Raw genomic sequence first — 24,082 nt, forward strand, 5'->3', positions numbered from 1 at the left:
CCATGACCGCTACTTCCCGCCACCCGGGGTACGGCGACGGCACCCGGTGCGTCGCCGCCGGGCTGCCCGAGCCGATCCCCGGCCAGCCGTTCCTGCCCGGCCCGGTGTTCGCCGCCCCGTACCACCTGGACCCGGTGACCGGGCCGTCGCCGGACCGCGACGGCTACGCTCGGGAGGACAACCCGACCCGGCGGGCGCTCGAATCGGCCATCGGTGACCTGGAAGGCGGCGACACGCTCGTCTTCGCCAGCGGTCAGGCGGCGATCACCGCGCTGCTGCTGACCACGCTGCGCCCCGGCGACACGGTGCTGCTGCCCGCCGACGGCTACTTCACGGTGCGGGCGCTGGCCGCCACGGTGCTGGAGCCGATCGGCGTGACCGTGCGGCTGATGCCGACCGCCGGGCCGTACCCGGATTTCGCCGGGGTGCGACTGGTGCTGCTGGAGACCCCGGCCAACCCGGGCCTGGACGTCTGCGACGTCGCCGCGCTCGCGGCGGCGGCGCACCAAGCCGGCGCGCTGGTCGCGGTCGACAACACCGCCGCCACCCCGCTCGGGCAGCGTCCGCTGGACCTGGGTGCGGACATCGTGGTCGCCTCCGGCACCAAGGCGCTGACCGGTCACTCGGATCTGCTGCTCGGCTACCTGGCCACCCGTTCGGCGGCGGCGCTGGCCGATGCGAAGCGGTGGCGCAAACTTACCGGGTCGGTGCCGGGCCCGTTCGACTGCTGGCTCGCCCACCGGTCCCTGGCCACACTGGACCTGCGGCTGGCCCGCCAGTCAGCCAACGCGGAAGCGGTCGCCGCCGCGCTGGTCGGGCGTCGTGACGTCACCGGCGTACGCTGGCCCGGCCTGCCGACCGATCCGTCGTACGCGGTCGCGGTCGCCCAGATGCGGCGCATCCCGGGGATCGTGTCGTTCGACCTGGGCGACGCCGACCGGGTCGGCCGGTTCCTGACCGCGTCGACGCTGGTCTCGGCGGCCACGTCGTTCGGTGGGCTGCACACGGCCGCCGACCGGCGGGCCCAGTGGGGTGACGACACGCCACCGGGCTTCGTCCGGCTCTCCTGCGGCATCGAGGACACCATGGACCTGGTACGCGACATCACCGCCACCCTGGACGCTACCTGACAGACTCGGTCCCGTGGGAGCCAGCGCGTGGGAAGCGGGATCCGGGTGATGGAGCAGGAGCCGCGTGGCGGTCCGCCGTCCGGCTACCGGCGACTGGCGGTCTACCGGCTGAGCGTCTGGTTTCTGCGGTCGATGGCCGTGGCGTTGCCCTGCATCTTCATCTGGCCGCAGGTCTGGTTCGTGTTGCCAATCGTCATCGTGTTCGGGCTGATCGTGACGTTGCCGCTGCGCTACCTGGCCCACTTCGAATGGAGGATGCCGATGCTCGACCTCGATGCGTCGATGCTCAAGGACGCGTTGGACGCACGGTACTGGTGAAATCTGGGATAGAGGTGCGGTCATGTCGAGCCTGTTAGTGGTAGCTACACTGCTCCTGGGGACCAGCCTCATCGGGGCGGGCTTCGTTATCCTCCTTATCGGAGGTGTGCCAGTGCTAGCTGGCTTTCAGCGCCGAGATCTCGGATTGATGTACCTCTTTCCGGGGATAGGAATTATTCTGCTGCAAGCCGCGAGGTTCGCAGACGGCACTGTGGCGCTCCTCTTCTTCCTCGCTGGGCTTGGGGTAGTCATCTGCGGCGGCACGTTGGCGATTTACTGCTCATGGCTGGCCTGGGGCAGGGGCCGGCGAGAAGATTCCCGTACTCCCGCGTCGGATGGACCGCGACCTCTGAAGGCGTCGTGACTCGCCGCCGTGACTATTACCGCGACCCGGCCGCGCCGAGGGCGAACAGGATCGTCCCGGGAGGTTCGGCGATCGTCACCGATGATCGCGGTCGGGTGCTGATGCACCGACGCGCCGACTCCGGCAACTGGTCGCTGCCTGGCGGCACGATGGAGGTCGGCGAGACACTGCAACAGTGCGTCCTCCGAGAAGTGAAGGAGGAGACCGGCCTCGACATCGAGATCACCGCGCTGCTCGGCGTCTACACCGACCCGGCGCACGTGAACGCGTACGCGGACGGCGAGGTGCGTCAGGAGTTCACCGTCACCTACCTCGGTCGGATCGTTGGTGGGACGATTCTGGTCAGCGACGAGTCCACCGAGGTGCGGTTCGTCGATCCTGCCGAGTTCGCGGACATTCCCATCCACGACACGGTACGGCTGCGGCTGCGGCACCACGCTGAGCAGCGCGACACTCCGTACCTCGGATAGAAGGGGGCGAGGGCAGGCGACGCTGAGTCAGCGGGCTGGTCCAGCTGCCGGCTGGTGACCGGATTGTGTTAGCGGCTAGTGATACCGCCTTTACAGGTATGGGGTGGATCTCTAGTGTCGGACGGACATGCACAATAGCCACGCGGGTCCCAAGTGGATGCTGTCCATGTGTGCTGCCGTCCCGTCCGAGCCGTCCACTCGAGTTGGGAGGTGGGTTGAGCGGTGAGTTCCTCGGATGATCCTGCTTGGCGTGTGCGCGGAGCTTGGGCCTACTGGCGTGCGTTGATCATCATGCGGCTCTTTCTGCTTGCATTCTTGGTCATCTTTGCCGTGATTCTGGCGTTGTTACTGGAAGGGCCGGTGGAGGTGCTGATGTCAGTTTTCTTCGCACTGATCTTGACGGTCGGTCTCGGAATCTTTTTGGGGATGTTTTCTATCCGTCCGATGTGCCGTCGCGTTGAAGAAACATCGTACTTTGCGGACATGGACATATTTGAACGTGGGCCAAATCTGTTCGGCATGGTCGTGCGCGACCTCTTTGCCTTCAACAGGTGGCGACCCAGGCCTTGAGTGAGTGTTTGCGATAGGTGTCGGACGGCGTGTCCTTCGGTAAGGGTGGTGTAGCTAAAACCTGGATTATCAAGCGCTGGAAATGGTGGTGAAACTCGATGTCAGATCTCCATGGTAGCGAATATCGTAGCACGACTATGTATAGGATGATGATTTGGGGGATCAGGGGCTTCTTGGTGTGCTTCCTGGCTGGTCTATTCCTGATTGCAATATTGGAGCTGGTAGTCGCGTCTGAGGTCATTGGCATCATGGTGGCGGGTTGTGTCTTTGGGGGTGTAATTGCGTTCGCGACGGCGTTTATTCCGCTGACAAGATTCTCTGCATTGATACGGAAAAACGGTGGAATGCAGATCGATGGGCAGCTGCCATTTTTGCGCCATCTGATATCCGACCTGTGGCGGATGGGGTGGCGCCGCTGAAGCATTGTGGGAAAGGTGGTCGGGTTGGTGACCGATCTGGCGCAGGTGTTGGCCGACTCCCGTGGGGAGCAGTAACCCGACTTGGCTCAGACCTGCACTCCGTACCGCATCGTGAGGTGTCGTGACTCGCCAGCGTGACTATTACCGTGACCCGGCCGCGCCGAGGGCGACCGGGATCGTCCCTGGCGGTGCGGCGATCGTCACCGGCGGTCGCGGTCGGGGGCTGATGCACCGACGCGCCGACTCCGGCAACTGGTCGCTACCCGGCGAGACTGTTCTGGTCAGCGACGAGTCCACCGAGGTGCGGTTTGGACCCCGGCGGGGTGCAGGCGGTGTGCAGTCAGGCGGTGAGGGTGCCGGTCTTGGTGGCGGTGAGGAAGGCCGACCAGTTGGCGGGGGAGATGGTCAGGACCGGGCCGGTGGGGTCCTTGGAATCGCGTACGCCGATCACGCCGGCCAGCCCGTCGGCGACCTCGACACAATCGCCCTGGCTGTTGGATCGGCTGCTCTTGCGCCAAGTGACGCCGGTCAGGTCGGTCATGGCTCGTACTCCTTCGCCGTGTCCAGCAGCAGCGCCCGCGACTCGGCCTCGCTCAAGGCGGCCGACCGGATGTCGTGGTAGACCCAAGCGTACCGGTCGCTCTCGGCCTGCTTGTCGAGGAAGAGCGCGCCGGTGATCGACTCCTGGTAGACGGTGGTGGGTTCGTACTGCTCGGGAAAGTCCAGGATGGTGAACAGTCCGCCGGTCAGCACCCCGGCGTGCAGGTCGGACGAGAACGGCAGGACCCGGACGGAGACGTTCGGCAGCCGGCCGGCGTCGGCGAGCCGACGCACCTGTGTCGCCATGACCTGGCGCGACCCGACCACGCGACGCAGCACCGCCTCGTCGACGACGATGTCGAACTCCGGCGCCTGCGGCTCCAGCCGGGTCAGCAGCCGGGCTCGGCCCAGCCGCACCGCGACCCGGTCGGCGATCTGGTGACGGGGCACGCCGTCGACGTCCTTGGTGAATACTGCGGTGGCGTACTCCCGGGTCTGCAGCACGCCCGGGATGAGCTGGCTCTGGTAGACGCGGATCCGGCTGGCGGCCTCCTCCAGGCCCACGTACAGCTCGAACCAGGACGGCAGGCTGGCGTAGTCGTGCCACCAGCCCTTCTCCCGGGTCTTGGTCGCCAACGCGGCAAGGATCTCGGTGGTCTCCTCGTCGACGCCGTACAACTCGCAGAGCAGCACGACGTCGCCGGAGCGGACCGGGACCTCGCCGCGCTCCATCCGCCACAGCTTCGTCGCCGACCACTCCAACTCGCTGGCCACCGACGTCTGCGGCAGCTGGGTCAGCCGCTCGCGCAGTTGACGCAGCTCCCGGCCCAGTCGTCGGCGCGGTACGGACGAGTTCAGCACGGACGGGGACATGGCTACCACCTCCTGGGATGCTCGACCCGACCCATCCTGCCGTCACTAGTGGACTTATGAACTCCGTCGATCGGTGGACGGGTGGCTCGGCTCAACGTCGACGGGTTTTCGTCAGAGTTGTACGCGTGGCCGGTCGTACCCGACTGATGACTCTGTGTCGCTCGATGTCCGGTGAGGGAGGTTTGTGGTAGCGGATTGTGATGCCCCCTTTACAGGTACGGCCATGGATCTCTACGGTCGGACGTACATGACGCATAGCCACGGGGGTCCCTAGTGGATGCTGCCCAGACGCCGCCGATCCGTCCGAGCCGCCCACGACATCGCTGGCCACAGAGCCTGGCCATCACGACCGCAGCAGCAGCCACAGCCGCCGCACTGACGCTGAGCCGAATCGAAGCCGACTCAGGGCCCCGTCCCGGCCTGGTTGACACCGAACCGCATCCACTGACGTAGCCCGCTTCGGCGCATCAGCGGTAGCGATGCTGCCTCGATCAGAACTTGCCCAAGACCGCGATCAAGTCACTGGAGTCTTAGTGGATGTCAGCGTGACACCGCCTGTCCTGACCCGTTCGAGTACCCCGCACCGACGTTGGGTGCGGACCCTGGCGGCTATCGTGCTGATGCTGGCTGGTGTGGTTGTGCTCTCGTCTACGCCTGCGGAAGCCGAACCGCCTCAGCCCCAGTGCGTGGACCAGGTCGCCACGTCGGCTGAGGCCGAGCGGATCGCGCGTGCTTGTGCCGCCCGTGTCGAGGCCCTCGATGAGCGTGACGAGTATTCCCAGGTCTACGTGGAACCTGACGGCACCCGCACGCTGGAGTCGGCCGTCGTGCCTCAGCGGATCCGGACCGGGACCGACTCGTGGGTGCCGGTATCGACCGATTTGGCGGCGCAGCCGGATGGCCGGCTCGCCCCGGCGGCGACGACTGCCGACGTGACATTCAGCGGTGGCGGAACGGCCCCGCTGGTAACCCTGCAGGTCGACGGAGAAGACCTCACCCTGTCGTGGCCTGATCCGCTTCCTACGCCGACCGTGCAAGCTGACACGGCTGTGTACGCCTCGGTTCTACCGGACGTCGACCTGCATGTGATGGCCACGGCGACAGGCTTCAAGCACGTCCTGGAGGTCAAGACCGCTCAAGCGGCAGCCCACCCGGACTTGGCCCAATACCGTCAACTTAACGTGTCTGGCCTGGTCAGGACCCACAACCTGATCTTGGTGCGGGGTGGTAGGGGTTTCTTGTAGTCGTCTGTCTGGCGGGGGTAGCGGCGTCCGGGTTGGCGTTGTTGGCGGGCGAAGCTGCGGATGCGGGGCGTGGCCGGTAGGAGGTTGCGTTCGTCGGTGATCTCGTAGATGACGTCGGCGACCAGATCGGCCAGGTCGTCAGGGGGAAAAGGCCGCGTCGTCACTGACGTGACGCGCGGCTGCCTGCACGGTGCGGGTGAACGATATGCGGTCGGGGTCCAGGTCGGCGTGTTCGGCACCGGCGACGATCAGCGCGCGGATGGCCTGGTAGACGCAGAGCAATGCGTAGACCTCCTGGTAGACCAGGTCCGGGCGCCCGGACCGCGGGACGACCTCGGCGCCGCCGCGCAGCCGGGTCTCCACGTCACCGATCGCGGTCTCCAGGGTCCACCGCTCGTGGTAGAGCTCGGGGAAATCCCGCAGGGGGTAGGCGTCCGGGTCGAGCAGGGTGGTCACCAGGCAGAACAGTTCGCTGACCTCACGGTTGCCGTGCTCGTCCGGCTCGGATTCCACCGTGTACTCGATCACCCGGACGCTGATGCCGGGGATCTGCTCAGGGGGTACCTTCGTCTTGCGGCGGCGCAGCCGTCGTGCCTGTTGCGGGTCGGCGATCCTCGACACATACGAGCCGTCGGCCAGGACCTGCAGCACCGGCAGGTCCACCCCCGCCTTGACTCGCAGTACCGCGTGCGCGCTGGTGGCCACGATCGCGGTCAGGTCCTCGTACGACAGGAAGTTACGGTCGGCCACGACCACGTCCCCGGTTCCCAACCGTGGCCACAACGTGCGGGCCAGGTTCTGCTCCCCGGTGGCCAGCACGCCCACGGCGACGCCTTGCAGGCAGCGGGTACCGACCTCGGCCAACGCCACCACCCGGACCTGCGGATACCCCACCGGTCCGGCCGAGTTCGAGGGCATCCCGAAACGCGCCGCGTTCTCCGGCGTCCGAGCCACATTCATGGTGAACCCGTCGGCGGCCAGCTTCCGCAACCCATGGAAGTACGCCCACGGCGCCGCGGCCGCGTCGGTCACCATCGGCCGCATCGAGGTCGCCAACACCCCCTGCATCGCCTCCGGCCCCAACCGCACCCTGGCCTTGGCCAGCGCCGCCGCCGACGGCTGCATCCCCACCTGCCGCCGCATCCGGTACCGCCGGGCCCACGACAGCCCACCCAGCAGCTTGTTCCACACCTCCACGTACGCGCTGTCGAGAAACAACACGCACGCCATCACGTAGTACGCCATCAACCGAGCCGGCAGCAGCCGATGCCGCTGCTCCCGCGCATCCCACTCCTCGATCGCCAGATCCACCGACTCCGGCGGGAACGCCGCCGTCAACACCCCGACCCCCACCAGATCCGGCAACCGAACCCGCGACCCCGCCTTGACCTGACCAGCCCTCGCCACGAGCAGAGATCATAGACCGCCCCACACTAAGTTAACGGCATTGGGCTATGGGCATAGCTATGATATCTCTGAGGGTGCGCCTGGGGTGCACAAGAACGTGAAAAGCGTTCGGGTAATGGATCCTTCGTCCAGAAACCCCGACGGCTATGTTGTGTATCGGAACGCGGCAGGGCAAACGGTCAATCCGGTGACCGGTAAGACGGCAGCCGGAAAGGCGGATCCGTTTGCGCGCATCTCTGCAAAAACGTTAGGAATATCTCCGTGTTGATACAAGAACTTCTGCTTGAGCCGCTATCGAGTGTACCGGACATCGACCCAGATGTTGATCCTTTGCAATCTCCTTTGCTTATGCAGGAGTGTCAGGTGCTGGATATCAGGATTGATGTCCTGCGATCGACGGCAGCCGTTCTTCTTGAACAGCGGGCAGCTTTTGATGTGTTGAGGGGCAACACCGGAATAATGGTAATGCGCGGAGTTCGTAGTGTTCATTGGCATGCGGTAGCGTCTGTTTTGGGTCCGTTGACTGCATGGGTCGTTGTTGGGGCAACCGTGGCGCTTGGCTCGGGGGGAGTGAAGGTGGTAATGGGTCTCTCGCCTGATGCAAGGCTGGCCGGGATAGCTGAAGTCATTGAATACTACGCGGTGGATGCGAATATCGGCTCGAGAATTCCAGACTACCTGGAGGCAAGCGGCAGCGAAATTGGTTTGACGGTCGCCACCTGGGAGTCTCATGCGGTTCCTATTGAACGCTCGTCGTTGCACTCGGTTCAACACTGAAACAGGCGTCGAGGCGGGATATCGCGGGATACCAGGGACGCGGTGAAGGAGGTGGACAAGTGAACGCTTGCGAGATTCCTGCCGCTCGGTGGTTCGAGTCGAGCCGGAGCAACGGGCAGAACAACTGTGTGGACTCTGCGGCCGGAGCGGTGGTCGCGGAGGGCGCTTGCGCGATCGTATAGTCGGCCTGTGATCACGACCTGTCCTGGCCGGTGGTCGCGGCGGCGTTCACCGCCTACGAGGCGTGTCTCCGGATGCGGGGATCAACGATCTTGGAGCCTCAATTCGGGTGGCGCTTGACAGGGCGTCATGAGCACGTCAATAAGTTTGGGGGTGCCAGACCTGGTCTGCCGTGGTCAGTGCTGAAGTTGCGCAGGCAAGTCGAGCCGGAGCCACGGGCGGAGTCGACGGGGCAAAGACAGGCGGGCTCGCCGACGCGTGACCCCGGTAGCCCGCCGCCCAACGAACGCGGGTCCCGGGTCCTCAGCTACCCGGCGGTTACTCCTTGCATCATCAGGAGGATCCGGGGCCGGTCAGGGCCCGGCGGGCGGGTACGCAGAGTAGGGTCAGCCGCGTGAGCGCGAAGACGTGAACCGCGTACCGCCGGGCTCCCCCGACCTCGCCCGGCGGGCGCGTGCAGGCCGCGAACGAAAGGCACCCCTGTGACCAGCCCAGCCAAGACCCGCGTCGCCATCGTCTTCGGCGGCCGCAGCACCGAGCACGCGATCTCCTGCGTCAGCGCCGGCAGCATCCTGGCCGCCCTGGACACCGACGAGTACGAGATCGTCCCGGTCGGCATCACCCGCGCCGGGCGGTGGGTGCTCACCACCGGCGACGGCAGCCAGCTGGCCATCACCGATCGTCAACTGCCGGAGATCACCGACCGGTCCGGCTCGGCCGTGGTGCTGCCCGCCGACCCGACCGGCAACGGGATCATGGTGCTGGACCCGGCCGACGGCCCGGCCGCCGCGCTGGCCGGCGTCGACGTCGTCTTCCCGGCGCTGCACGGCGCGTACGGCGAGGACGGCACCATCCAGGGGCTGCTGGAGATGGCCGGCATCCCGTACGTCGGGGCCGGGGTGTTCGCCTCGGCCGCCGCGATGGACAAGGAGTTCACCAAGAAGCTGGCCACCGTCGAGGGCATCCCGACCGGCCCGTACGCGGTGCTGCGCCCCGGGGTGAGCCTCAGCGACGCCGACAAGGAGCGCCTCGGCCTGCCGGTGTTCGTCAAGCCGTCGCGGGCCGGTTCGTCGTACGGCATCACCAAGGTCTCCGACTGGGCCGACCTGGACGCCGCCGTCGCCACCGCCCGGGAGATCGACCCGAAGGTGCTGGTCGAGGCGGCGATCGTCGGCCGTGAGGTCGAGTGCGGGGTGATCGAGGGCGAGGCCGGCGGCGGCCCCGAGGCGTCCCTGCTGGCCGAGGTACGGGTGGTCACCGACCACGAGTTCTACGACTTCGATGCCAAGTATCTCGACAGCTCCTGCGAGTACGACATCCCGGCCGGGTTGTCGGAGCAGGTCACCCGGCAGGTGCAGGACTACGCCTGCCGCACGTTCACCGCGCTGGACTGCGCCGGGCTGGCCCGGGTCGACTTCTTCGTCACCGACGACGACCAGATCTACCTCAACGAGATCAACACCATGCCGGGGTTCACCCCGACGTCGATGTTCCCTCGGATGTGGGCGGCCGCCGGCCTGGAGTACCCGAAGCTGGTGGACCGGCTGATCCGTACCGCGCTGAGCCGGGGCACCGGGCTGCGCTGACCGACCGCCGGGACCCCAGACCGGACCAGACCGGACCAGACCGGACCAGACCGGATCCGGACCGGACCCGAATCAGGCGCGGCAGCCGCGCGGGGCGGCGTCCGCGTCGCTGGGCACCGTCTCGATCAGCGGGTCGGCGAACGCGGTCACCCACTGGCCCGGCTCGTCGTAGGAGCCGGGCACGCTCACCCGCACCGGGATCTCCCGGTCGACGGTGGTCCAGACGGTGGCGTCGGCCTGCTCGGCGGCGTGCCAGCAGACCCCGTCCAGCGCGTACACCAGGTCGGTCGGTGGGAACTGCGCCGCCGGCACCCCGCAGGCGACGGTGATCGGCGGTTCGCCGTACGCGGCGTTCTGCTCGGCACCGTCGGTGACCCGCCGCTGCGGCAGGTCGCGCAGCGTACCCGGTAGTTGGGAGACCAGCGCCCGGCAGACGATCTCGGCGCGTTCGTCCAGCGTCGGGGCGGCGATCTGCACCGGCGTGGTCGGCACCGGCGCGCCACCGGCGGACGTCGCCGCCGACGGGTCCGCGGCGGCCCCGGGGTCGTCGTCGGACCCGGCCGGGGCGAGCCGGCTGAACGCGGCGAGCGCCACGATCACCGTCAACGGCAACGCCACCACGGTCGCCCAGATCGCCGCCTGCCGGGTCGTCCGGTCCGGCCCACCCGGAGCCGCCGGCCTGTCCGGAGACCGTCCGTCCGGAGCCGGATCGCCGGCCGGCGACTCGGCGGCAGAGACGTCCACCTGCTCAGTCGTCACAGTCGTACCACCGAACACGTCAGGGTCCGGGTGATGCCCGGCACCATCTGGACCCGGCTGACTATCATCGTCCCGAGTTCGTCCACGGTGTGCGCCTCGGTGAGCACGACCACGTCGTACGGCCCGGTCACCGCGTCCACCCGGACCACGCCGGAGATGTCCGCGATCGCGTCGGCGACGTCGCGTGCCTTTCCGACTTCGGTCTGGATGAGGATGTATGCCTGGACCACGACCCGACTCCTATCCGCCGCCCGGGAGCGGCTCGAACGTGAAACTACCGTACGGAGCAGGCCGGATTCATGACGGTGCCCGAGTGGAGACGACAATGATCGAGGTGGACCGGTGAATGTGGCACAGGCCGGTGAATTCGGGCTCATCTCCCGGGTCACCGCGCGGCTGCACCCGGGGGCCGCCACCCTGCTCGGCCCCGGCGACGACGCGGCCGTGGTGGCCGCCTCGGACGGCCGGGTGGTCGCCTCCACCGACGTGCTCGTCGAGGGCCGGCACTTTCGGCGGGACTGGTCCAGCGCCGTCGACGTCGGGCACCGCGCCGCCGCCGCGAACCTCGCCGACATCGTGGCGATGGGGGCGGTGCCGACCGCGTTGCTGGTGGCGCTCTGCGCCCCGCCGGAGACCGACGCCGGCTGGGCCGAGGACCTGGCGGTCGGCCTGTCCGACGAGGCGGCCAAGGTCGGCGCGAGCGTGGTCGGCGGCGACATGTCGGCCAGCCCGACCCTGACCATCGCGGTGACCGCCCTCGGCGACCTGCACGGCGCCACCCCGGTGCTGCGCAGCGGCGCGCACGCCGGTGACGTGCTGGCCATCGCGGGCCGGCTCGGCTACGCCGCCGCCGGCTACACGGTGCTGTCCCGCGGCTTCCGGTCACCGAAGCTGCTCGTGGAGGCGTACCGACGCCCCGAGGTGCCGTACGCCGCCGGCCCGGCCGCCGCGAACGTCGGCGCCAGCGCCATGATCGACATCTCGGACGGGCTGATCGCCGACCTGGGTCACGTCGCCACCGCCAGCCGGGTCGGTATCGACCTGCGCCGGGCCGCCTTCGAGGTGCCGCCGCAGATGCGCGACACCGCCAACGCGCTCGGCGTCGACCCGTACCAGTGGATCTTCGGCGGTGGTGACGACCACGCCCTGGCCGCGACGTTCCCCGAGGATCTGCCGCTGCCCAAGGGCTGGCGGCGGGTCGGGCACGTGGTCAAGGGCGCCGGGGTCACCGTCGACGGCCAGCCCTACCAGGGCGTCGCCGGCTGGGAACACTTCCAGTGAGGCCGCGCCGGTCACCGCTGAGCCACCGCCGGTGACCGCACTACGCTTTACCGCGTGACTGATCTGCTTCAGGCCGGCGTCGAGATCCGCCGGGTCCGCTACACCGACGCGGTGGCGCAACGCCTGGTGGCCGCCGCCATGGCCGATCTGGGTGCCCGCTACGGCGGCACCGGCGACGACACCCCGGTCGACCCGGCCCACTTCGACCCGCCCGGCGGTGCCTTCCTGATCGCCCACCTGGACGGGGCGCCGGCCGGCTGCGCCGGCTGGCGCAGCCACGGCACCTCCGGCGAGGACGCCGAGTTGAAGCGGATGTACGTCGCCGACGCCGCCCGCGGTCGCGGGGTGGCCCGCGCGCTGCTGGCCGCCGTCGAACGCTCCGCCGCCGGCCAGGGCCGCCGCCGGGTCATCCTGGAGTGCGGCGACAAGCAGCCCGAGGCGATCGCGCTCTACAGCAGCAGCGGGTACGCCCGGATCCCGAACTTCGGCTACTACCGGGACTCACCGGGCTGCCTGTCCTTCGGCCGGGTGCTCACCGCCGACTGGTGACGGGCGCTCACCGCCCGACTGGTGACCGTACACAGTCAGCCGCCGGACCCGACCGGGTCCGGCGGCTGCTGAAACGTCGAGGTCGTGGGCGGCGCGGTCAGGCGCCCCGGACCACCTTGCCGGCCTTGAGGCAGGAGGTGCAGGCGTTCACCTTGCGGGTGTTGCCGCCACCGGCCGGGGTGCGAACGGTCTGGATGTTCGGGTTCCAACGGCGGTTGGTCTTCTTCTTCGACCACGGCACGTTGTGACCGAAGCCCGGCCCTTTGCCACAGACGTCGCACACGCTAGCCACGGGATACTCCTGGGGATTTGTCGTTCATCAGGTCGCCGGTCGCCGGGACACACCACGCCCAGACAACCTGGCCAGGCTACCCGATCGACCACCCGGGCGGCCAATCGCCCTGCCCCGACCGGCCCGTTGCCGCCGGCCCGGCCGCCTGCGTCGTCTCCGCGCGCCGGCCGCCTGGCCGCACCCGGTCGTCTTCACGGCGGCTGTCGGCGTGCGCCAGTAGGCTCATCGCCGTGCTGGACACCCTTGACGCCGCCGCCGTGCGCCGGTGGTGTTCGGGTGCGCTGGCAGCGCTGCATCGCCACCAGGGCGAGATCGACGCGCTCAACGTCTACCCGGTGCCGGACGGTGACACCGGCACCAACCTGGTCCTCACCCTCACCTCGGCGCAGCATGCCCTGGCCCTCGACCTGGACAACTCCTCGGAGGGGGAGCAGACCTCGCACGGGCGGGTGCTGCGGCTGATGGCCCGGGGTGCGCTGCTCGGTGCCCGGGGCAACTCCGGGGTGATCGTCTCGCAGATCCTGCGCGCGTTGGCCGACGCGCTCACCGACACCGCCGTGGTGCGCGGCCGGGCCCTCGCGTCGGCGTTGACCGCCGCAACCGACGCGGCGTACGCGGCGGTCGCCCGCCCGGTCGAGGGGACGGTGCTGACCGTGGTCGCCGCCGCCGCGCGGGCCGCCGACCGGACCGGCTCCGACGACCTCGCCACCGTGGTACGGGCCGCCGCCTCGGCCGCCCGCGACGCCCTCGCCGCGACGCCCGGTCAGCTGCCGGTGCTGGCCCGCGCCGGAGTGGTCGACGCCGGCGGCCGCGGCCTGTGCCTGCTGCTCGACGCGCTGGCCGCCGTGGTCGGCACCCCGCTCACCGACAGCACCGGCGATCACCCGGCCGACCCCGGCGACACCGGCGATCCCGCCGACCGGGTCCCTGGTAACCCCGGCGGCGCCGGGCCCGCCGCCGACCCCCACAGTGGGGCCGGCTCCGAGGGGTACGCCTACGAGGTGCAGTTCCTGCTCGAAGCGCCGGCCGGGGCGGTCGACCGGATGCGGGCCGCACTCGCCGAGATCGGCGACTCGCTGGTCGTCGTCGGCTCCGACGCCGGGGGCGAAGACGACGGGGGCGAAGACGCAGGGGGCGAAGACGACGGGGACGGTCCGGTGTGGAACGTGCACGTGCACGTCGACGACATCGGCGCCGCCGTCGAGGCCGGCATCGCCGCCGGTCGCCCGTACCAGATCTCGGTCACCCGGTTCGCCGACCAGCCGGCGCCGCCGCTCGCCGGCCGGGCCGCCGTGGTGGTCGCCGCCGGCACCGGCCTCGCCGCCCTGTTCACCGGCGAGGGCGCAGGCGTGGTCGGCGGCTCCCCGTCCACCGCCGAGCTGCTCGACGCCATCCGCCGCACCGGCGCCGCCGAAGTGGTGGTGCTGCCCAACGACCCGGACACCCAGGCCGTCGCCGGCCTCGCCGCCCGGGAGGCCGAGGCCGGCGGCGTCACCGTCGCCGTCGTGCCGACCCGATCACCGGTGCAGGCCCTCGCCGCCCTCGCCGTCCGCGACCCGCGACGCCGCTTCGACGACGACGTGATCGCGATGGCCGAGGCGGCCGGGGCCTGCCGGTACGCCGAGGTCTGCCACGCCGCCCGGGAAGCGCTCACCGTCGCCGGCCGCTGCCGCCCCGGCGACGTGCTCGCCCTGGTCGAGGGGGAGGTGCTGCTGATCGGCACCGACCTGGCCGGCACCTGCCGCAACCTGCTGGACCAGCTGCTCGGCGGCGGCGGTGAACTGGTCACCCTGATCGTCGGCGAGCAGGCACCGGACGGCCTGGGCGACGCGGTGGCGGCGCACGTCGCCCGCTGCTGGCCGTTCGTCGAGGTGCACACCTTCGTCGGCGGGCAGCCGCACTACCCGCTGCTGGTAGGGATCGAATGACGCAGCCGTTGTTGGAGGCCGGATGACGCAGCCGTGCACGATGGACACTCTGCTGAAGGTCAACCTGGGCGCGAAGACCGCCAAGGCGATGGCCGACCACCTCGACCTGCACACCGTCGGGGACCTGCTCTACCACTTCCCGCGCCGCTACGACCAGCGCGGCGAACACACCGACATCCGTTCGCTGGAGGTGGGGGAGCAGGTCACCGTCCTGGGCCAGGTACGGCGGACCACCGTACGGCCGATGCGCCAACGGCGCGGCAAGCTGCTCGAGGTGGTCGTCGAGGACGGCACCGGCGGCACTCTGACGTTGACCTTCTTCGGTAACCAGGCGTGGCGGGAACGGGACCTGAAACCGGGCCGCTGGGGGCTGTTCGCCGGCAAGGTGACCGAGTTCCGGGGCGTACGCCAGCTCAACGGCCCCGAGTACGTGCTGCTCGGTGACGGTGCCGCCGACGGCGAGGTGGCCGCCGAGGACCCGGTGGAGGAGTTCGCCGGTGCGCTGATCCCGGTCTACCCGGCCGCCGCCGCCGTACCGACCTGGGTGATCGCCCGCTGCGTACGGACCGTGCTGGACGTGCTCACCCCACCCGAGGATCCGATGCCGGCGGCGGTACGGGCCAGCCGCAACCTGCTCGGCCTGCACCCGGCGCTGCGGCAGATCCACCGCCCGGCCGACGAACCCGAGCTGTTCCAGGCCCGGCGGCGGCTCAAATGGGACGAGGCGTTCGCCGTACAGCTGACGTTGGTGCAGCGCAAGCTGCGCGCCGCCGACTGGCCCGCACGGCCCCGGCCCCGCGCGGACGCCGGCCTGCTGGCCGCGTTCGACGCCCGCCTGCCGTACGAGCTGACCGACGGTCAGCGGCGCATCGGCGAGGAGATCGCCGCCGACCTGTCCACCGCGCATCCGATGCACCGGCTGCTGCAGGGCGAGGTCGGCTCCGGCAAGACGGTGTGCGCGCTGCGGGCGATGCTGCAGGTTGTCGACGCCGGTGGGCAGGCGGCGCTGCTCGCCCCGACCGAGGTGCTGGCCGCCCAGCATCACCGGGGCATCCAGGAACTGCTCGGCCCGCTGGGGCGGGCCGGTGAACTGGACGGCGACCCGGCCGGCACCCGGGTGACGCTGGTCACCGGGTCGCTGGGTGCGGCGGCCCGCCGGGCCGCCCTCGACGAGGTCCGCGACGGCCGGGCCGGCATCGTGATCGGCACCCACGCCCTGCTGTACGAGGGCGTCGACTTCGCCGACCTGGGCCTGGTCGTCGTCGACGAGCAGCACCGGTTCGGGGTGGAGCAGCGCGACGCGTTGCGGGCCAAGGCCGAGCAGCCGCCGCACGTGCTGGTGATGACCGCCACCCCGATCCCGCGGACGGTCGCCATGACCGTGTACGGCGATCTGGAGGTCTCCGCGCTCACCCAGCTGCCCGGCGGCCGGTCGCCGATCGTCTCGCACGTGGTGCCGGCGGCGGAGAAGCCGGCCTTCCTGGAGCGGGCCTGGCGGCGGGTACGCGAGGAGGTGACCGCCGGCCATCAGGTGTATGTGGTCTGCCCGCGCATCGGAGACGCGACCGGAACCGGCGTCGATGAGGAGCCCTCCGGTGACGGCGACGATCCCGGGGCGCGGCGGCCGCCGCTGGCGGTGACCGAGGTGGCGCCGCTGCTCGCCGACGGGCCGCTGCACGGGCTGCGGATCGAGGTGCTGCACGGCCGGCTACCGGCCGACGCCAAGGACGCGGTGATGCGTTCCTTCGCCGCCGGTGACGTCGACGTGCTGGTCGCCACGACGGTGGTCGAGGTGGGGGTGAACGTGCCGAACGCCACCGTGATGATCGTGCTGGACGCCGACCGGTTCGGGGTGTCGCAGCTGCACCAGCTGCGTGGCCGGGTCGGTCGGGGCTCGGCGGCCGGGCTGTGCCTGCTGGTCACCGACGCCGCCGACGGTACGCCGGCCCGCGAACGGCTGGACGCGGTCGCGTCGACCACCGACGGGTTCCGGCTGGCCGAGCTGGATCTGGAGCAGCGCCGCGAAGGTGACGTGCTGGGCGCGACCCAGTCGGGTCGCCGGTCCCACCTGCGGCTGTTGTCGCTGCTGCGCGACGCCGACCTGATCGGGCAGGCCCGGGCCGAGGCGATCGACCTGCTCGGCGACGATCCGGAGCTGACCCGGCATCCGACGCTGGCGGCATCCGTCGGCACTTTGGTCGACGCCGAACGCGCCGAGTACCTGGAGAAGGGCTGAATCCACGGCCAGGGCTGCGGCGGACCGGGGAACGGCTGCGGCCGGACAGGCGGAAGGGCGCCGACCGGGGGGATGGTCGACGCCCTTCCTCGGGGTGGTGCGGGGGGATGACTTGTCAGTCAGTCACGACCCAGGGTGGCTGACTCAGGCAGTGAAGGTGACCCGCCGACGACGCGCCAGGTAAAACAGCACGCCACCGATGGCCAGCAGCGCGACGGCGCCAGCGGCGAGTCCGCCGGCGGCGGCACCGGTGACCGGCAGGGAACCGCCGCCCTCGCCACCGGTGTCACAGTCCTCCGGCAGCTCCCAGGCGATCGTCTCGTCGAGCGCTGCCTCGCTGCTGAGCACGTGGACCTGGAAGCCTTTGGCGGCGTCGAACTCGACGACCTCGGTGACGCCCGGCTCGACGGTTACCACGATGGCGTCGCCCTCGCTCGGGGTCAGGGTCACGGTGAAGGTTTCGCCGTCCTCCGGATTGGCGAAACCGACGACCAGCTGGTCGCAGGTGGACTCGTAGCCGCCCTCGGGCTCGCCCGGCTCGACGCAGTTCTCCGGCTCAACCCACTTGTAGGGCTCGCTGACCGGCTCTTCGCCGTGGGTCACGGTGACCGGGCCGGCATCGCCAGGAACCTGAATGTCGTCCTTTCTCCGGCCCGGCTCAACGGTGTAGGTCTCGGAGAAATCCCCGGCCGTGACAGTCAGCTCGGCCGACTCGGTTGCGTTCTCGCCGTTGCTTACCGTAACCCAGACGGTACCCGTACAGTCGGACAGGAAGCTGGCCGCCGGAATCACGACCGGGTCCTGGACATCTGGGGTCGGCGTGACATCGGGCGACGGGGTCGGCGACGGCGACTCCTCCGGAGACGGGGTCGGCGACGGCGACTCGGGGATGTCAACGGTGCAGTCGCCGCCGAGTTCGATCTTCCCCTTGCGGAACTTCTGCTCGGCATACCCGTCGTTCCACGCGCCCTTGACCGCCAGCGTGGCCTTGGTGGTGGTGCCCGGCACCCGCTGGGTACCGATGATGGCCGAGTTGACGCTGTACGGGTAGCCGTCCCGAATTCGGGTTCGGGCGATGCCGTCCAGCGTGGTGTCGGCCGGGGTGTGGTACACCGCGCTCAGCCGGAACTTGGTCGCCCTGAAATGCCACTCGCTGCGGACACTCCAGGTGATCTCCCATTCCCCGGTGGCGGTGTCACAGACGGCACTGCCGGTCGGCGCGGTGTAGTGCGCGCTGGCGGGGGTGGCGAGGGCCACCGCGCCGACCATGCCGATCGTCGCGCCGGCGGCGATGGCCACAGCGCGCCGAAGCGGAGACTTCAGACGGTTCACAGGTACTCCCGAGTGAGGGGGTTCAGGTGCCCGGCGCGGGCGTGCGCAACCGGACTGGTGAGGTGCAGTCCATGGTTCGGCGCGACAACGTCCCCGCGTCGTGCGTTGTGCCGGCGTATCCCGCGGCACAGCGCCAGACCTTAGCTGTTCCTGAACTGATGCGGTGACCCACAGGTCTGGCTAAGGATGATGTTGTCGATCCGAGACAATTGATATACGCAACGTGTTTGCTCTCCGCGTACCGGGTGGCCTTTCTTGCCCTCACCTTTCTGCGGCAACAAGGGATGTGCTCGGTCACCTGAGAAGGGACTCGGTCGTCCGGGTCGGCATTCGACCGGTTTGGCTGATCGCGTAGCGTGCCGGGGATGAGCGCACCGGCCGCCGTTGGGGTCCGCCGCCGATGACCCGGATCATCTCCGGCCGGCTCGGCGGCCGGCGGATCGCCACGCCGCCCGGCGCGAACACCCGGCCCACCTCCGACCGGGTCCGCGAGGCACTGTTCAGCACCCTCGGCACGATGACCGACCTGGCCGGGGCGCGGTTCGCCGACCTCTACGCCGGCAGCGGCGCGGTGGGTCTGGAGGCGCTGTCCCGGGGCGCCGAACACGTCCTGCTGGTCGAATCCGACGCGCGGGCAGCCCGTACCGTCCGGGCGAACATCGCCGCGCTGGGAGCCGGCACCGGTGCCCGACTGATCACTGCCAAGGTCGCGACCGCGCTGGCCACGCCGCCGGACGGCGGCGGCTACGACGTGGTCTTCGCCGACCCGCCGTACGCGGTGACCGACGCCGAACTCCGGACCGTCCTGGGCAGCCTCGTCGCCGGCGGCTGGCTCGCCCCGCACGCCGTCGTGGTAGTCGAGCGGTCAGCCCGGGGACCGGCGTTGACCTGGGTGGAAGGCGTCACTGCCGAACGCGGGCGGCGTTACGGCGAGACCATGCTTTGGTACGGTCGGCGATCATGAGACGAGCGGTGTGCCCCGGCTCTTTCGACCCGGTCACCAACGGACATCTCGACATCATCGGCCGGGCCAGCCGGCTGTTCGACGAGGTCATCGTGGGTGTCCTGATCAACCAGTCCAAGGCTGGCCTGTTCACCATCGACGAGCGGATATCGATGCTCCGCGAAGTGACCGGAACGTACCGCAACGTTCGGGTCGCGTCGTTCCGTGGCCTGCTGGTGGACTTCTGCCGTGCCCAGGAGGCGGCCGTCGTGGTCAAGGGCCTGCGGGCGGTCAGCGACTTCGACTACGAACTGCAGATGGCGCAGATGAACATCGGCCTGGCCGGGGTGGAGACGCTGTTCATGCCGACCAACCCGCTCTACTCGTTCCTCTCCTCCAGCCTGGTCAAGGAGGTCGCCAAGTGGGGCGGTGACGTCTCGGCGCACCTGCCCGAGGCGGTCCACGACCGGCTGCTCGCCCGGGTCACCGCGCCACCGACCCAGCAGGTGTGAATTGGGCCGGCCCGGCAGCTCCGGGCGGGCCGACCGAGCCGCGATGAACCGCCCGGCGCGTCGCGACGCGCCGGACCCGGGGTGGGATGGACCACATGTCGTCCGGGGTCGCATCATGATGGAGCGCCGACCGGTCCGGCAGTTGGGATGATGACGTTCTGGCCCGGCCTTGCCATCATGGTGGGTCGACCCTCCGACAACAGGGAGTGAGATGCCGGTGGATCCATTCGACCGCATCGACGAGATCATCGCGATGGTGGAGACCGCGCGGGCCGTGCCGATGTCCCGGAACAACTGCATGATCGACCGGGCCGAGATGATCGGTGTCCTGGACCAGTTCCGGGCCGAGCTCCCCGCCGACCTGCGCCGGGCGGCGGCGCTGCTGGAGGAACGCGACAAGATCATGGACGCCGGCAAGCGCGAGGCGGACCGGATCATCAGCGAGGGCGAGGCCGAGCACGCCCGGCTGGTGTCGGTGAACGAGATCACCGTCTCCGCCGAGCACGAGGGCGCGCGCATAGTAGCCGAGGCCCGCGCCGAGGCGCAGCGGCTGCGCGCCGAGGTCGACGACTACGTCGACACCGCGCTGGCCAACTTCGAGCAGTTCCTCACCCGGGCGCTGGCCTCAATAGAGCGTGGTCGGGACAAGATGCACGCGCTGCGGGAGATCGGTACCTTCTCAGGTGAAGAGAACGAACGCCCGCTGCCCTTCTGACTGACCGGTGCCCCGGTTCGACGCCGCCGCCGCTGCTCGGGTAACCTGTTTTGTCGGCCTCTACCAGGCCGGAGTCCAACTATGCGCAATCACTCGTCGAAGACACTCAACCCCAGGTCGCCGCTGGTTCTCGATACCCGGGAACTGCCGCGTCGCCCTGGCGCGTTGCGTACGGTGAGCCGGGTGGTGCCCGCGCCGGCGGACCTCGGGCTGGAGCTGAACGGCGTACCGGAAGGTGCCGACCTGAGCCTCGATCTGCGGCTCGAGTCGGTCTCCGAAGGGGTACTCGTCTCCGGGACGGTCTCCGGACCGGTCTCCGGCGAGTGCGGGCGTTGCCTGCGCCCGATCAGCGAGTCGCTGACCGTACCGATCCAGGAGCTGTACGCGTACGAGAACAGCACCACGGACGAGACGACCGACATCGACGAGGTGGGCCGGTTGCAGGGCGATCTGATCGACCTGGAGCCGGCACTGCGGGACGCGGTGGTGCTTGCACTGCCGACCACCCCGCTGTGCCGCAGCGACTGCCCTGGGCTGTGCCCCGACTGCGGGGTGCACTGGGACGAGCTGCCGGACGACCACAACCACCAACAGGTCGACCCGAGGTGGGCCGGCCTGTCGCAACTGACCCGCCAAGAGGAGTAAGAGCCGTGGCCGTTCCCAAGCGCCGGATGTCCCGCAGCAACACCCGTTCCCGCCGGTCCCAGTGGAAGACCACGCCGGTGGTGACCGTCGAGTGCCCGCAGTGCAAGTCCGCGAAGCTGCCGCACACGGCGTGCACCGTCTGCGGCACCTACAACGGCCGCCAGGTCATCGAGGTCTGATCCGGTCGTCGTGACGCCGCCGGTCTCCGACCGGGCGGCGCGGACCTCCCGGCGAACGCCGGGTGCCTCGTCTCAGGAGCGGGCCGGTCGGCCGGAACCGGCCGGCGCTGACTCCGGGACCGGCACCTCGCGGATCGCCGTCGACCTCCTCGGCGGGGATGGGGCACCCGCCGTCGTGGTTGACGGCGCTCTGCGCGCCTGCCGCGCCGATCCCGATCTCCAGCTCCTGCTCGTCGGCCCGCCGGACGCGGCGGACGACGTTCGCGCCGCGCTGCCCGACGACCAGCGCCGGCGGATCACCGTACGCCCGACAGGCGCGGCTGGCGGGTCGGCGGCCGGTACCGCCGCAGAGCCCGGCACCGGCCGGGCCGACGAATCGATCTGGGCCGGCATGGCCGCCGTCGCCGACGGCACGGCCGACGCGTTCATCTCCGCCGGGTCAAGCGGCGCGATCGTCACCGCCGCCGCTCTCGGCCTCGGCCGGTGGCCGACCGTACGCCGGCCCGCCCTGGTCGTCACCCTCCCGGCGGTCTCCGGCCCGGTGGTGCTGCTCGACGTCGGCGCGACGGTCGAGGCGCGCCCGGCGACCCTGACCCAGCACGCCCTGTTCGGGGCCGCCTACCGTGCCGTGCGGCTCGGCCTGGACCGGCCCCGGGTCGGACTGCTCTCGATCGGTGCCGAGCCGGGCAAGGGCGACCGGGTCCGGCGTACTGCCGACACCCTGCTGCGGAGCCTCACTCTGCCCGCCGACGGCCGGTACGTCGGGCTGGTCGAGGGACACGACGTCACACTCGGCGATGGCGTCGACGTGGTGGTCACCGACGGTTTCACCGGAAATGTGCTACTCAAAGGCATCGAAGGCGCGTACGCGATGGCCGGCGGCCCAGAGCCGGGCCGGATCGCGCCCCGGGCGGCAGCCCTGCTCGGCGTCAACGGGACGGTGGTCGTCTGCCACGGCGCCGCCAGCGGCGCCGACATCGCCGCCGGTATCACCCTCGCCGCCGGACTGCACCGTGGCCGGGTGACCTCGACTGTCGCCCGGATGCTCGATGACATCACCCGGCTGATCGCAGAACAGGACGAGGTATCGCCATGAGTAACAACCAGTTCCGTCGTCCGCCGGTTGCCCACCTGGAGGCCGCGTTCGGTGTGGCGTTCGAACCGGACCTGCTGGAACGGGCGTTGACCCACCGGTCGTACGCGTACGAGAACGGCGGTCTGCCCACCAACGAGCGGTTGGAGTTCCTCGGCGACTCGGTGCTCGGTGTGGTGATCACCTCGGCGTTGTTCCACAGCCACCCCGACCTGCCGGAAGGGCAACTGGCCAAGCTGCGGGCCAGCGTGGTCAACATGCGGGCGCTCGCCGAGGTGGCGCGTGCCCTCGGCCCCCAGGGGCTCGGCCCGTACCTACTGCTCGGCAAGGGGGAGGAGAGCACCGGCGGGCGGGACAAGGCGAGCATCCTGGCCGACACCCTGGAGGCGCTGCTCGGCGCGATATACCTGCAGTACGGGCTGGACACCGCGTCGATCGTGATCCGCCGGCTGTTCGACCCGTTGATGGCGGACTCCGCGAGCCGGGGTGCCGGGCTGGACTGGAAGACCAGCCTGCAGGAGCTGACCGCGACGCTTGGACTGGGCGTGCCCGAGTACCGCATCGACGACGCCGGTCCGGACCACGCCAAGACCTTCACCGCCTGGGTGGTGGTCGCCGGGCAGCGCTACGGCGGGGCCGAAGGCCGCAGCAAGAAGGAAGCCGAGCAGCGGGCCGCCGAAGCCGCGTGGCGTACCCTCTCCGCCCAGATGGCGGACTCCACTGCGGTCGCCGGCACCGCTGCGCCTGCCAACGAGAGCGGTCCGGCTGTCGACGAGCCCGGTCCGGCTGTCGACGAGAACAACGCTGATGATGATCCGCCTGCCCAGGTCTGAGCAGGCAAACACCACCGGCACCGGTCACGGAAAGGCCTGTCATGCCTGAGCTGCCCGAGGTCGAGACGGTCCGGCAAGGACTGGCCGGCTGGGTGATCGGCCGGCGGCTGGACTCCGTGCAGGTGCACCACCCCCGGGCGATCCGCCGGCACCTGCCCGGCCCGGTGCACTTCGCCGCCGTACTCTCCGGCCGGCAGATTCGTGACGTCCGCCGCCGTGGCAAGTACCTGTGGCTGCCGCTGGACAGCGGCGACGCGATCGTCGGCCATCTCGGCATGTCCGGTCAGCTGCTGCTGCAGCCGGCCCACGCCCCGGACGAGACGCATCTGCGGGTCCGCTTCCGGTTCGCCGAGGGCGACCCGGAGCTGCGCTTCGTCGACCAGCGGACGTTCGGCGGGCTCGCCGTGTCACCCGGCGGCGCCGAGTTACCGGCCGAGATCGCGCACATCGCCCGGGATCCGCTCGACCCGGACTTCTCCGACGCCGCGTTCGTCGCGGCGGTACGCCGACGTCGCACCGAGATCAAGCGGGCCCTGCTGGACCAGTCGCTGATCTCCGGGATCGGCAACATCTACGCCGACGAGGCGCTGTGGCGGGCCGGCCTGCACGGCACCCGGCCGACCGACCGGCTGCCGGCCGCGACGGTCACCAGGCTGCTCGCACACGTACGGGACGTGCTGCGGGCGGCGGTCACCGAGGGTGGCACCAGTTTCGACGCGCTCTACGTCAACGTCAACGGCCAGAGCGGCTACTTCGACCGGTCACTCAACGTGTACGGGCGGGAGGATCAGCCCTGCACCCGGTGCGGGGCGCTGATCCGCCGGGAGTCGTTCATGAACCGGTCGTCGTTCAGCTGCCCCCGCTGCCAACCTAGGCCGCGGGCCGTCCGCCGCTGACCGACGTCAGC

27 protein-coding genes are annotated in these 24,082 nt (G+C 69.9%); 20 read left to right on the forward strand and 7 right to left on the reverse strand.

From position 1 onward, the window contains the following. The first annotated feature begins 2 nt into the window (after nucleotides 1–2). From O7553_RS05970 to O7553_RS05990, 5 genes are all read left to right on the forward strand, one after another. Nucleotides 3–1,130, forward strand: a complete 1,128-nt coding sequence (locus O7553_RS05970; RefSeq protein ID WP_281553851.1) for a cystathionine gamma-lyase — start codon at nucleotides 3–5, stop codon at nucleotides 1,128–1,130. 27 nt (nucleotides 1,131–1,157) lie between these two features. Further along, on the forward strand, nucleotides 1,158–1,448 hold the full coding sequence (locus O7553_RS05975) for a hypothetical protein (protein ID WP_281553852.1): 291 nt from the start codon (nucleotides 1,158–1,160) through the stop codon (nucleotides 1,446–1,448). Nucleotides 1,449–1,808: 360 nt separating this feature from the next. Further along, nucleotides 1,809–2,282 carry an NUDIX domain-containing protein gene (locus O7553_RS05980; RefSeq protein WP_281553853.1) on the forward strand — a complete coding sequence of 158 codons (474 nt, stop codon included), beginning with the start codon at nucleotides 1,809–1,811 and terminating at the stop codon, nucleotides 2,280–2,282. A 222-nt stretch (nucleotides 2,283–2,504) separates the two neighbouring features. After that, nucleotides 2,505–2,852, forward strand: a complete 348-nt coding sequence (locus O7553_RS05985) for a hypothetical protein (RefSeq protein ID WP_281553854.1) — start codon at nucleotides 2,505–2,507, stop codon at nucleotides 2,850–2,852. A 146-nt stretch (nucleotides 2,853–2,998) separates the two neighbouring features. After that, the gene (locus O7553_RS05990) at nucleotides 2,999–3,271 is read left to right on the forward strand and encodes a hypothetical protein (RefSeq protein ID WP_281553855.1); all 273 of its coding nucleotides are present in this window, start codon (nucleotides 2,999–3,001) and stop codon (nucleotides 3,269–3,271) included. 340 nt (nucleotides 3,272–3,611) lie between these two features. Here the strand turns inward: O7553_RS05990 and O7553_RS05995 are convergent, their stop codons facing one another. Both O7553_RS05995 and O7553_RS06000 read right to left on the reverse strand, forming a co-directional pair. Then, complete coding sequence (locus tag O7553_RS05995; RefSeq protein ID WP_281553856.1) at nucleotides 3,612–3,812, reverse strand: DUF397 domain-containing protein; 201 nt, start codon at nucleotides 3,810–3,812, stop codon at nucleotides 3,612–3,614. Then, a complete protein-coding gene (locus O7553_RS06000; protein WP_281553857.1) occupies nucleotides 3,809–4,684 on the reverse strand; it encodes a helix-turn-helix transcriptional regulator in 876 nt (291 codons plus the stop codon). Before O7553_RS06000 ends, O7553_RS05995 begins: the two co-directional genes overlap by 4 nt. A gap of 593 nt (nucleotides 4,685–5,277) precedes the next feature. On the opposite strand from O7553_RS06000, the gene O7553_RS06005 reads away from it, so the two are divergent. Then, the gene (locus O7553_RS06005) at nucleotides 5,278–5,928 is read left to right on the forward strand and encodes a hypothetical protein (protein WP_281553858.1); all 651 of its coding nucleotides are present in this window, start codon (nucleotides 5,278–5,280) and stop codon (nucleotides 5,926–5,928) included. A 138-nt stretch (nucleotides 5,929–6,066) separates the two neighbouring features. Here O7553_RS06005 and O7553_RS06010 read toward each other — a convergent pair whose 3' ends face one another. Next, a complete protein-coding gene (locus O7553_RS06010; protein ID WP_281553859.1) occupies nucleotides 6,067–7,335 on the reverse strand; it encodes an IS4 family transposase in 1,269 nt (422 codons plus the stop codon). A 261-nt stretch (nucleotides 7,336–7,596) separates the two neighbouring features. Between O7553_RS06010 and O7553_RS06015 the strand changes: the two genes are divergently transcribed. Continuing rightward, complete coding sequence (locus O7553_RS06015) at nucleotides 7,597–8,112, forward strand: hypothetical protein (RefSeq protein ID WP_281553860.1); 516 nt, start codon at nucleotides 7,597–7,599, stop codon at nucleotides 8,110–8,112. 662 nt (nucleotides 8,113–8,774) lie between these two features. Then, complete coding sequence (locus O7553_RS06020) at nucleotides 8,775–9,878, forward strand: D-alanine--D-alanine ligase family protein (protein WP_281553861.1); 1,104 nt, start codon at nucleotides 8,775–8,777, stop codon at nucleotides 9,876–9,878. A gap of 72 nt (nucleotides 9,879–9,950) precedes the next feature. On the opposite strand, the gene O7553_RS06025 is transcribed toward O7553_RS06020, so the two are convergent. Both O7553_RS06025 and O7553_RS06030 read right to left on the reverse strand, forming a co-directional pair. Beyond that, nucleotides 9,951–10,637, reverse strand: coding sequence for a DUF3515 family protein (locus O7553_RS06025; RefSeq protein ID WP_281553862.1), 687 nt, complete (start codon nucleotides 10,635–10,637; stop codon nucleotides 9,951–9,953). Next, on the reverse strand, nucleotides 10,634–10,867 hold the full coding sequence (locus O7553_RS06030; protein WP_123600471.1) for an Lrp/AsnC ligand binding domain-containing protein: 234 nt from the start codon (nucleotides 10,865–10,867) through the stop codon (nucleotides 10,634–10,636). The genes O7553_RS06025 and O7553_RS06030 overlap by 4 nt, the downstream gene beginning before the upstream one ends. A 112-nt stretch (nucleotides 10,868–10,979) precedes the next feature. Between O7553_RS06030 and O7553_RS06035 the strand changes: the two genes are divergently transcribed. Next, complete coding sequence (locus O7553_RS06035) at nucleotides 10,980–11,918, forward strand: thiamine-phosphate kinase (protein ID WP_281553863.1); 939 nt, start codon at nucleotides 10,980–10,982, stop codon at nucleotides 11,916–11,918. An 84-nt stretch (nucleotides 11,919–12,002) separates the two neighbouring features. After that, nucleotides 12,003–12,467, forward strand: a complete 465-nt coding sequence (locus tag O7553_RS06040) for a GNAT family N-acetyltransferase (RefSeq protein WP_281555494.1) — start codon at nucleotides 12,003–12,005, stop codon at nucleotides 12,465–12,467. Between the two features lie 97 nt (nucleotides 12,468–12,564). Here the strand turns inward: O7553_RS06040 and rpmB are convergent, their stop codons facing one another. Further along, nucleotides 12,565–12,759: a 50S ribosomal protein L28 gene (gene rpmB, locus O7553_RS06045; RefSeq protein ID WP_123600473.1), complete on the reverse strand. Its 195-nt coding sequence runs from the start codon at nucleotides 12,757–12,759 to the stop codon at nucleotides 12,565–12,567. Nucleotides 12,760–12,989: 230 nt separating this feature from the next. Here rpmB and O7553_RS06050 point away from each other — a divergent pair, with 230 nt between their 5' ends. Next, on the forward strand, nucleotides 12,990–14,687 hold the full coding sequence (locus O7553_RS06050) for a DAK2 domain-containing protein (RefSeq protein ID WP_281553864.1): 1,698 nt from the start codon (nucleotides 12,990–12,992) through the stop codon (nucleotides 14,685–14,687). A 22-nt stretch (nucleotides 14,688–14,709) separates the two neighbouring features. Next, on the forward strand, nucleotides 14,710–16,923 hold the full coding sequence (gene recG, locus O7553_RS06055; RefSeq protein WP_281553865.1) for an ATP-dependent DNA helicase RecG: 2,214 nt from the start codon (nucleotides 14,710–14,712) through the stop codon (nucleotides 16,921–16,923). A gap of 144 nt (nucleotides 16,924–17,067) precedes the next feature. Here the strand turns inward: recG and O7553_RS06060 are convergent, their stop codons facing one another. After that, on the reverse strand, nucleotides 17,068–18,255 hold the full coding sequence (locus O7553_RS06060) for a cell wall anchor protein (protein WP_281553866.1): 1,188 nt from the start codon (nucleotides 18,253–18,255) through the stop codon (nucleotides 17,068–17,070). A 400-nt stretch (nucleotides 18,256–18,655) separates the two neighbouring features. On the opposite strand from O7553_RS06060, the gene rsmD reads away from it, so the two are divergent. From rsmD to mutM, 8 genes are all read left to right on the forward strand, one after another. Then, nucleotides 18,656–19,219 carry a 16S rRNA (guanine(966)-N(2))-methyltransferase RsmD gene (gene rsmD, locus O7553_RS06065; RefSeq protein ID WP_281553867.1) on the forward strand — a complete coding sequence of 188 codons (564 nt, stop codon included), beginning with the start codon at nucleotides 18,656–18,658 and terminating at the stop codon, nucleotides 19,217–19,219. Next, nucleotides 19,216–19,710: a pantetheine-phosphate adenylyltransferase gene (coaD, locus tag O7553_RS06070; protein WP_281553868.1), complete on the forward strand. Its 495-nt coding sequence runs from the start codon at nucleotides 19,216–19,218 to the stop codon at nucleotides 19,708–19,710. The genes rsmD and coaD overlap by 4 nt, the downstream gene beginning before the upstream one ends. 217 nt (nucleotides 19,711–19,927) lie before the next feature. Further along, complete coding sequence (locus O7553_RS06075) at nucleotides 19,928–20,425, forward strand: hypothetical protein (RefSeq protein WP_123604406.1); 498 nt, start codon at nucleotides 19,928–19,930, stop codon at nucleotides 20,423–20,425. Nucleotides 20,426–20,506: 81 nt separating this feature from the next. Continuing rightward, nucleotides 20,507–21,070 (forward strand): YceD family protein, encoded by a 564-nt coding sequence (locus O7553_RS06080; protein WP_123600479.1) that lies wholly within the window; start codon nucleotides 20,507–20,509, stop codon nucleotides 21,068–21,070. Nucleotides 21,071–21,075: 5 nt separating this feature from the next. Further along, complete coding sequence (rpmF, locus tag O7553_RS06085; protein ID WP_123600480.1) at nucleotides 21,076–21,249, forward strand: 50S ribosomal protein L32; 174 nt, start codon at nucleotides 21,076–21,078, stop codon at nucleotides 21,247–21,249. A gap of 133 nt (nucleotides 21,250–21,382) precedes the next feature. Beyond that, entirely contained in the window at nucleotides 21,383–22,345 is a 963-nt protein-coding gene (locus O7553_RS06090; protein WP_281555495.1) for a phosphate acyltransferase PlsX, read from the forward strand. Further along, nucleotides 22,342–23,175, forward strand: a complete 834-nt coding sequence (gene rnc, locus O7553_RS06095; RefSeq protein ID WP_281553869.1) for a ribonuclease III — start codon at nucleotides 22,342–22,344, stop codon at nucleotides 23,173–23,175. The genes O7553_RS06090 and rnc overlap by 4 nt, the downstream gene beginning before the upstream one ends. 41 nt (nucleotides 23,176–23,216) lie before the next feature. Further along, complete coding sequence (gene mutM / locus O7553_RS06100) at nucleotides 23,217–24,071, forward strand: bifunctional DNA-formamidopyrimidine glycosylase/DNA-(apurinic or apyrimidinic site) lyase (RefSeq protein ID WP_281553870.1); 855 nt, start codon at nucleotides 23,217–23,219, stop codon at nucleotides 24,069–24,071. Nucleotides 24,072–24,082 lie beyond the last annotated feature (11 nt).

The organism is Solwaraspora sp. WMMA2059 (assembly GCF_027497315.1).
GTDB lineage: Bacteria > Actinomycetota > Actinomycetes > Mycobacteriales > Micromonosporaceae > Micromonospora_E.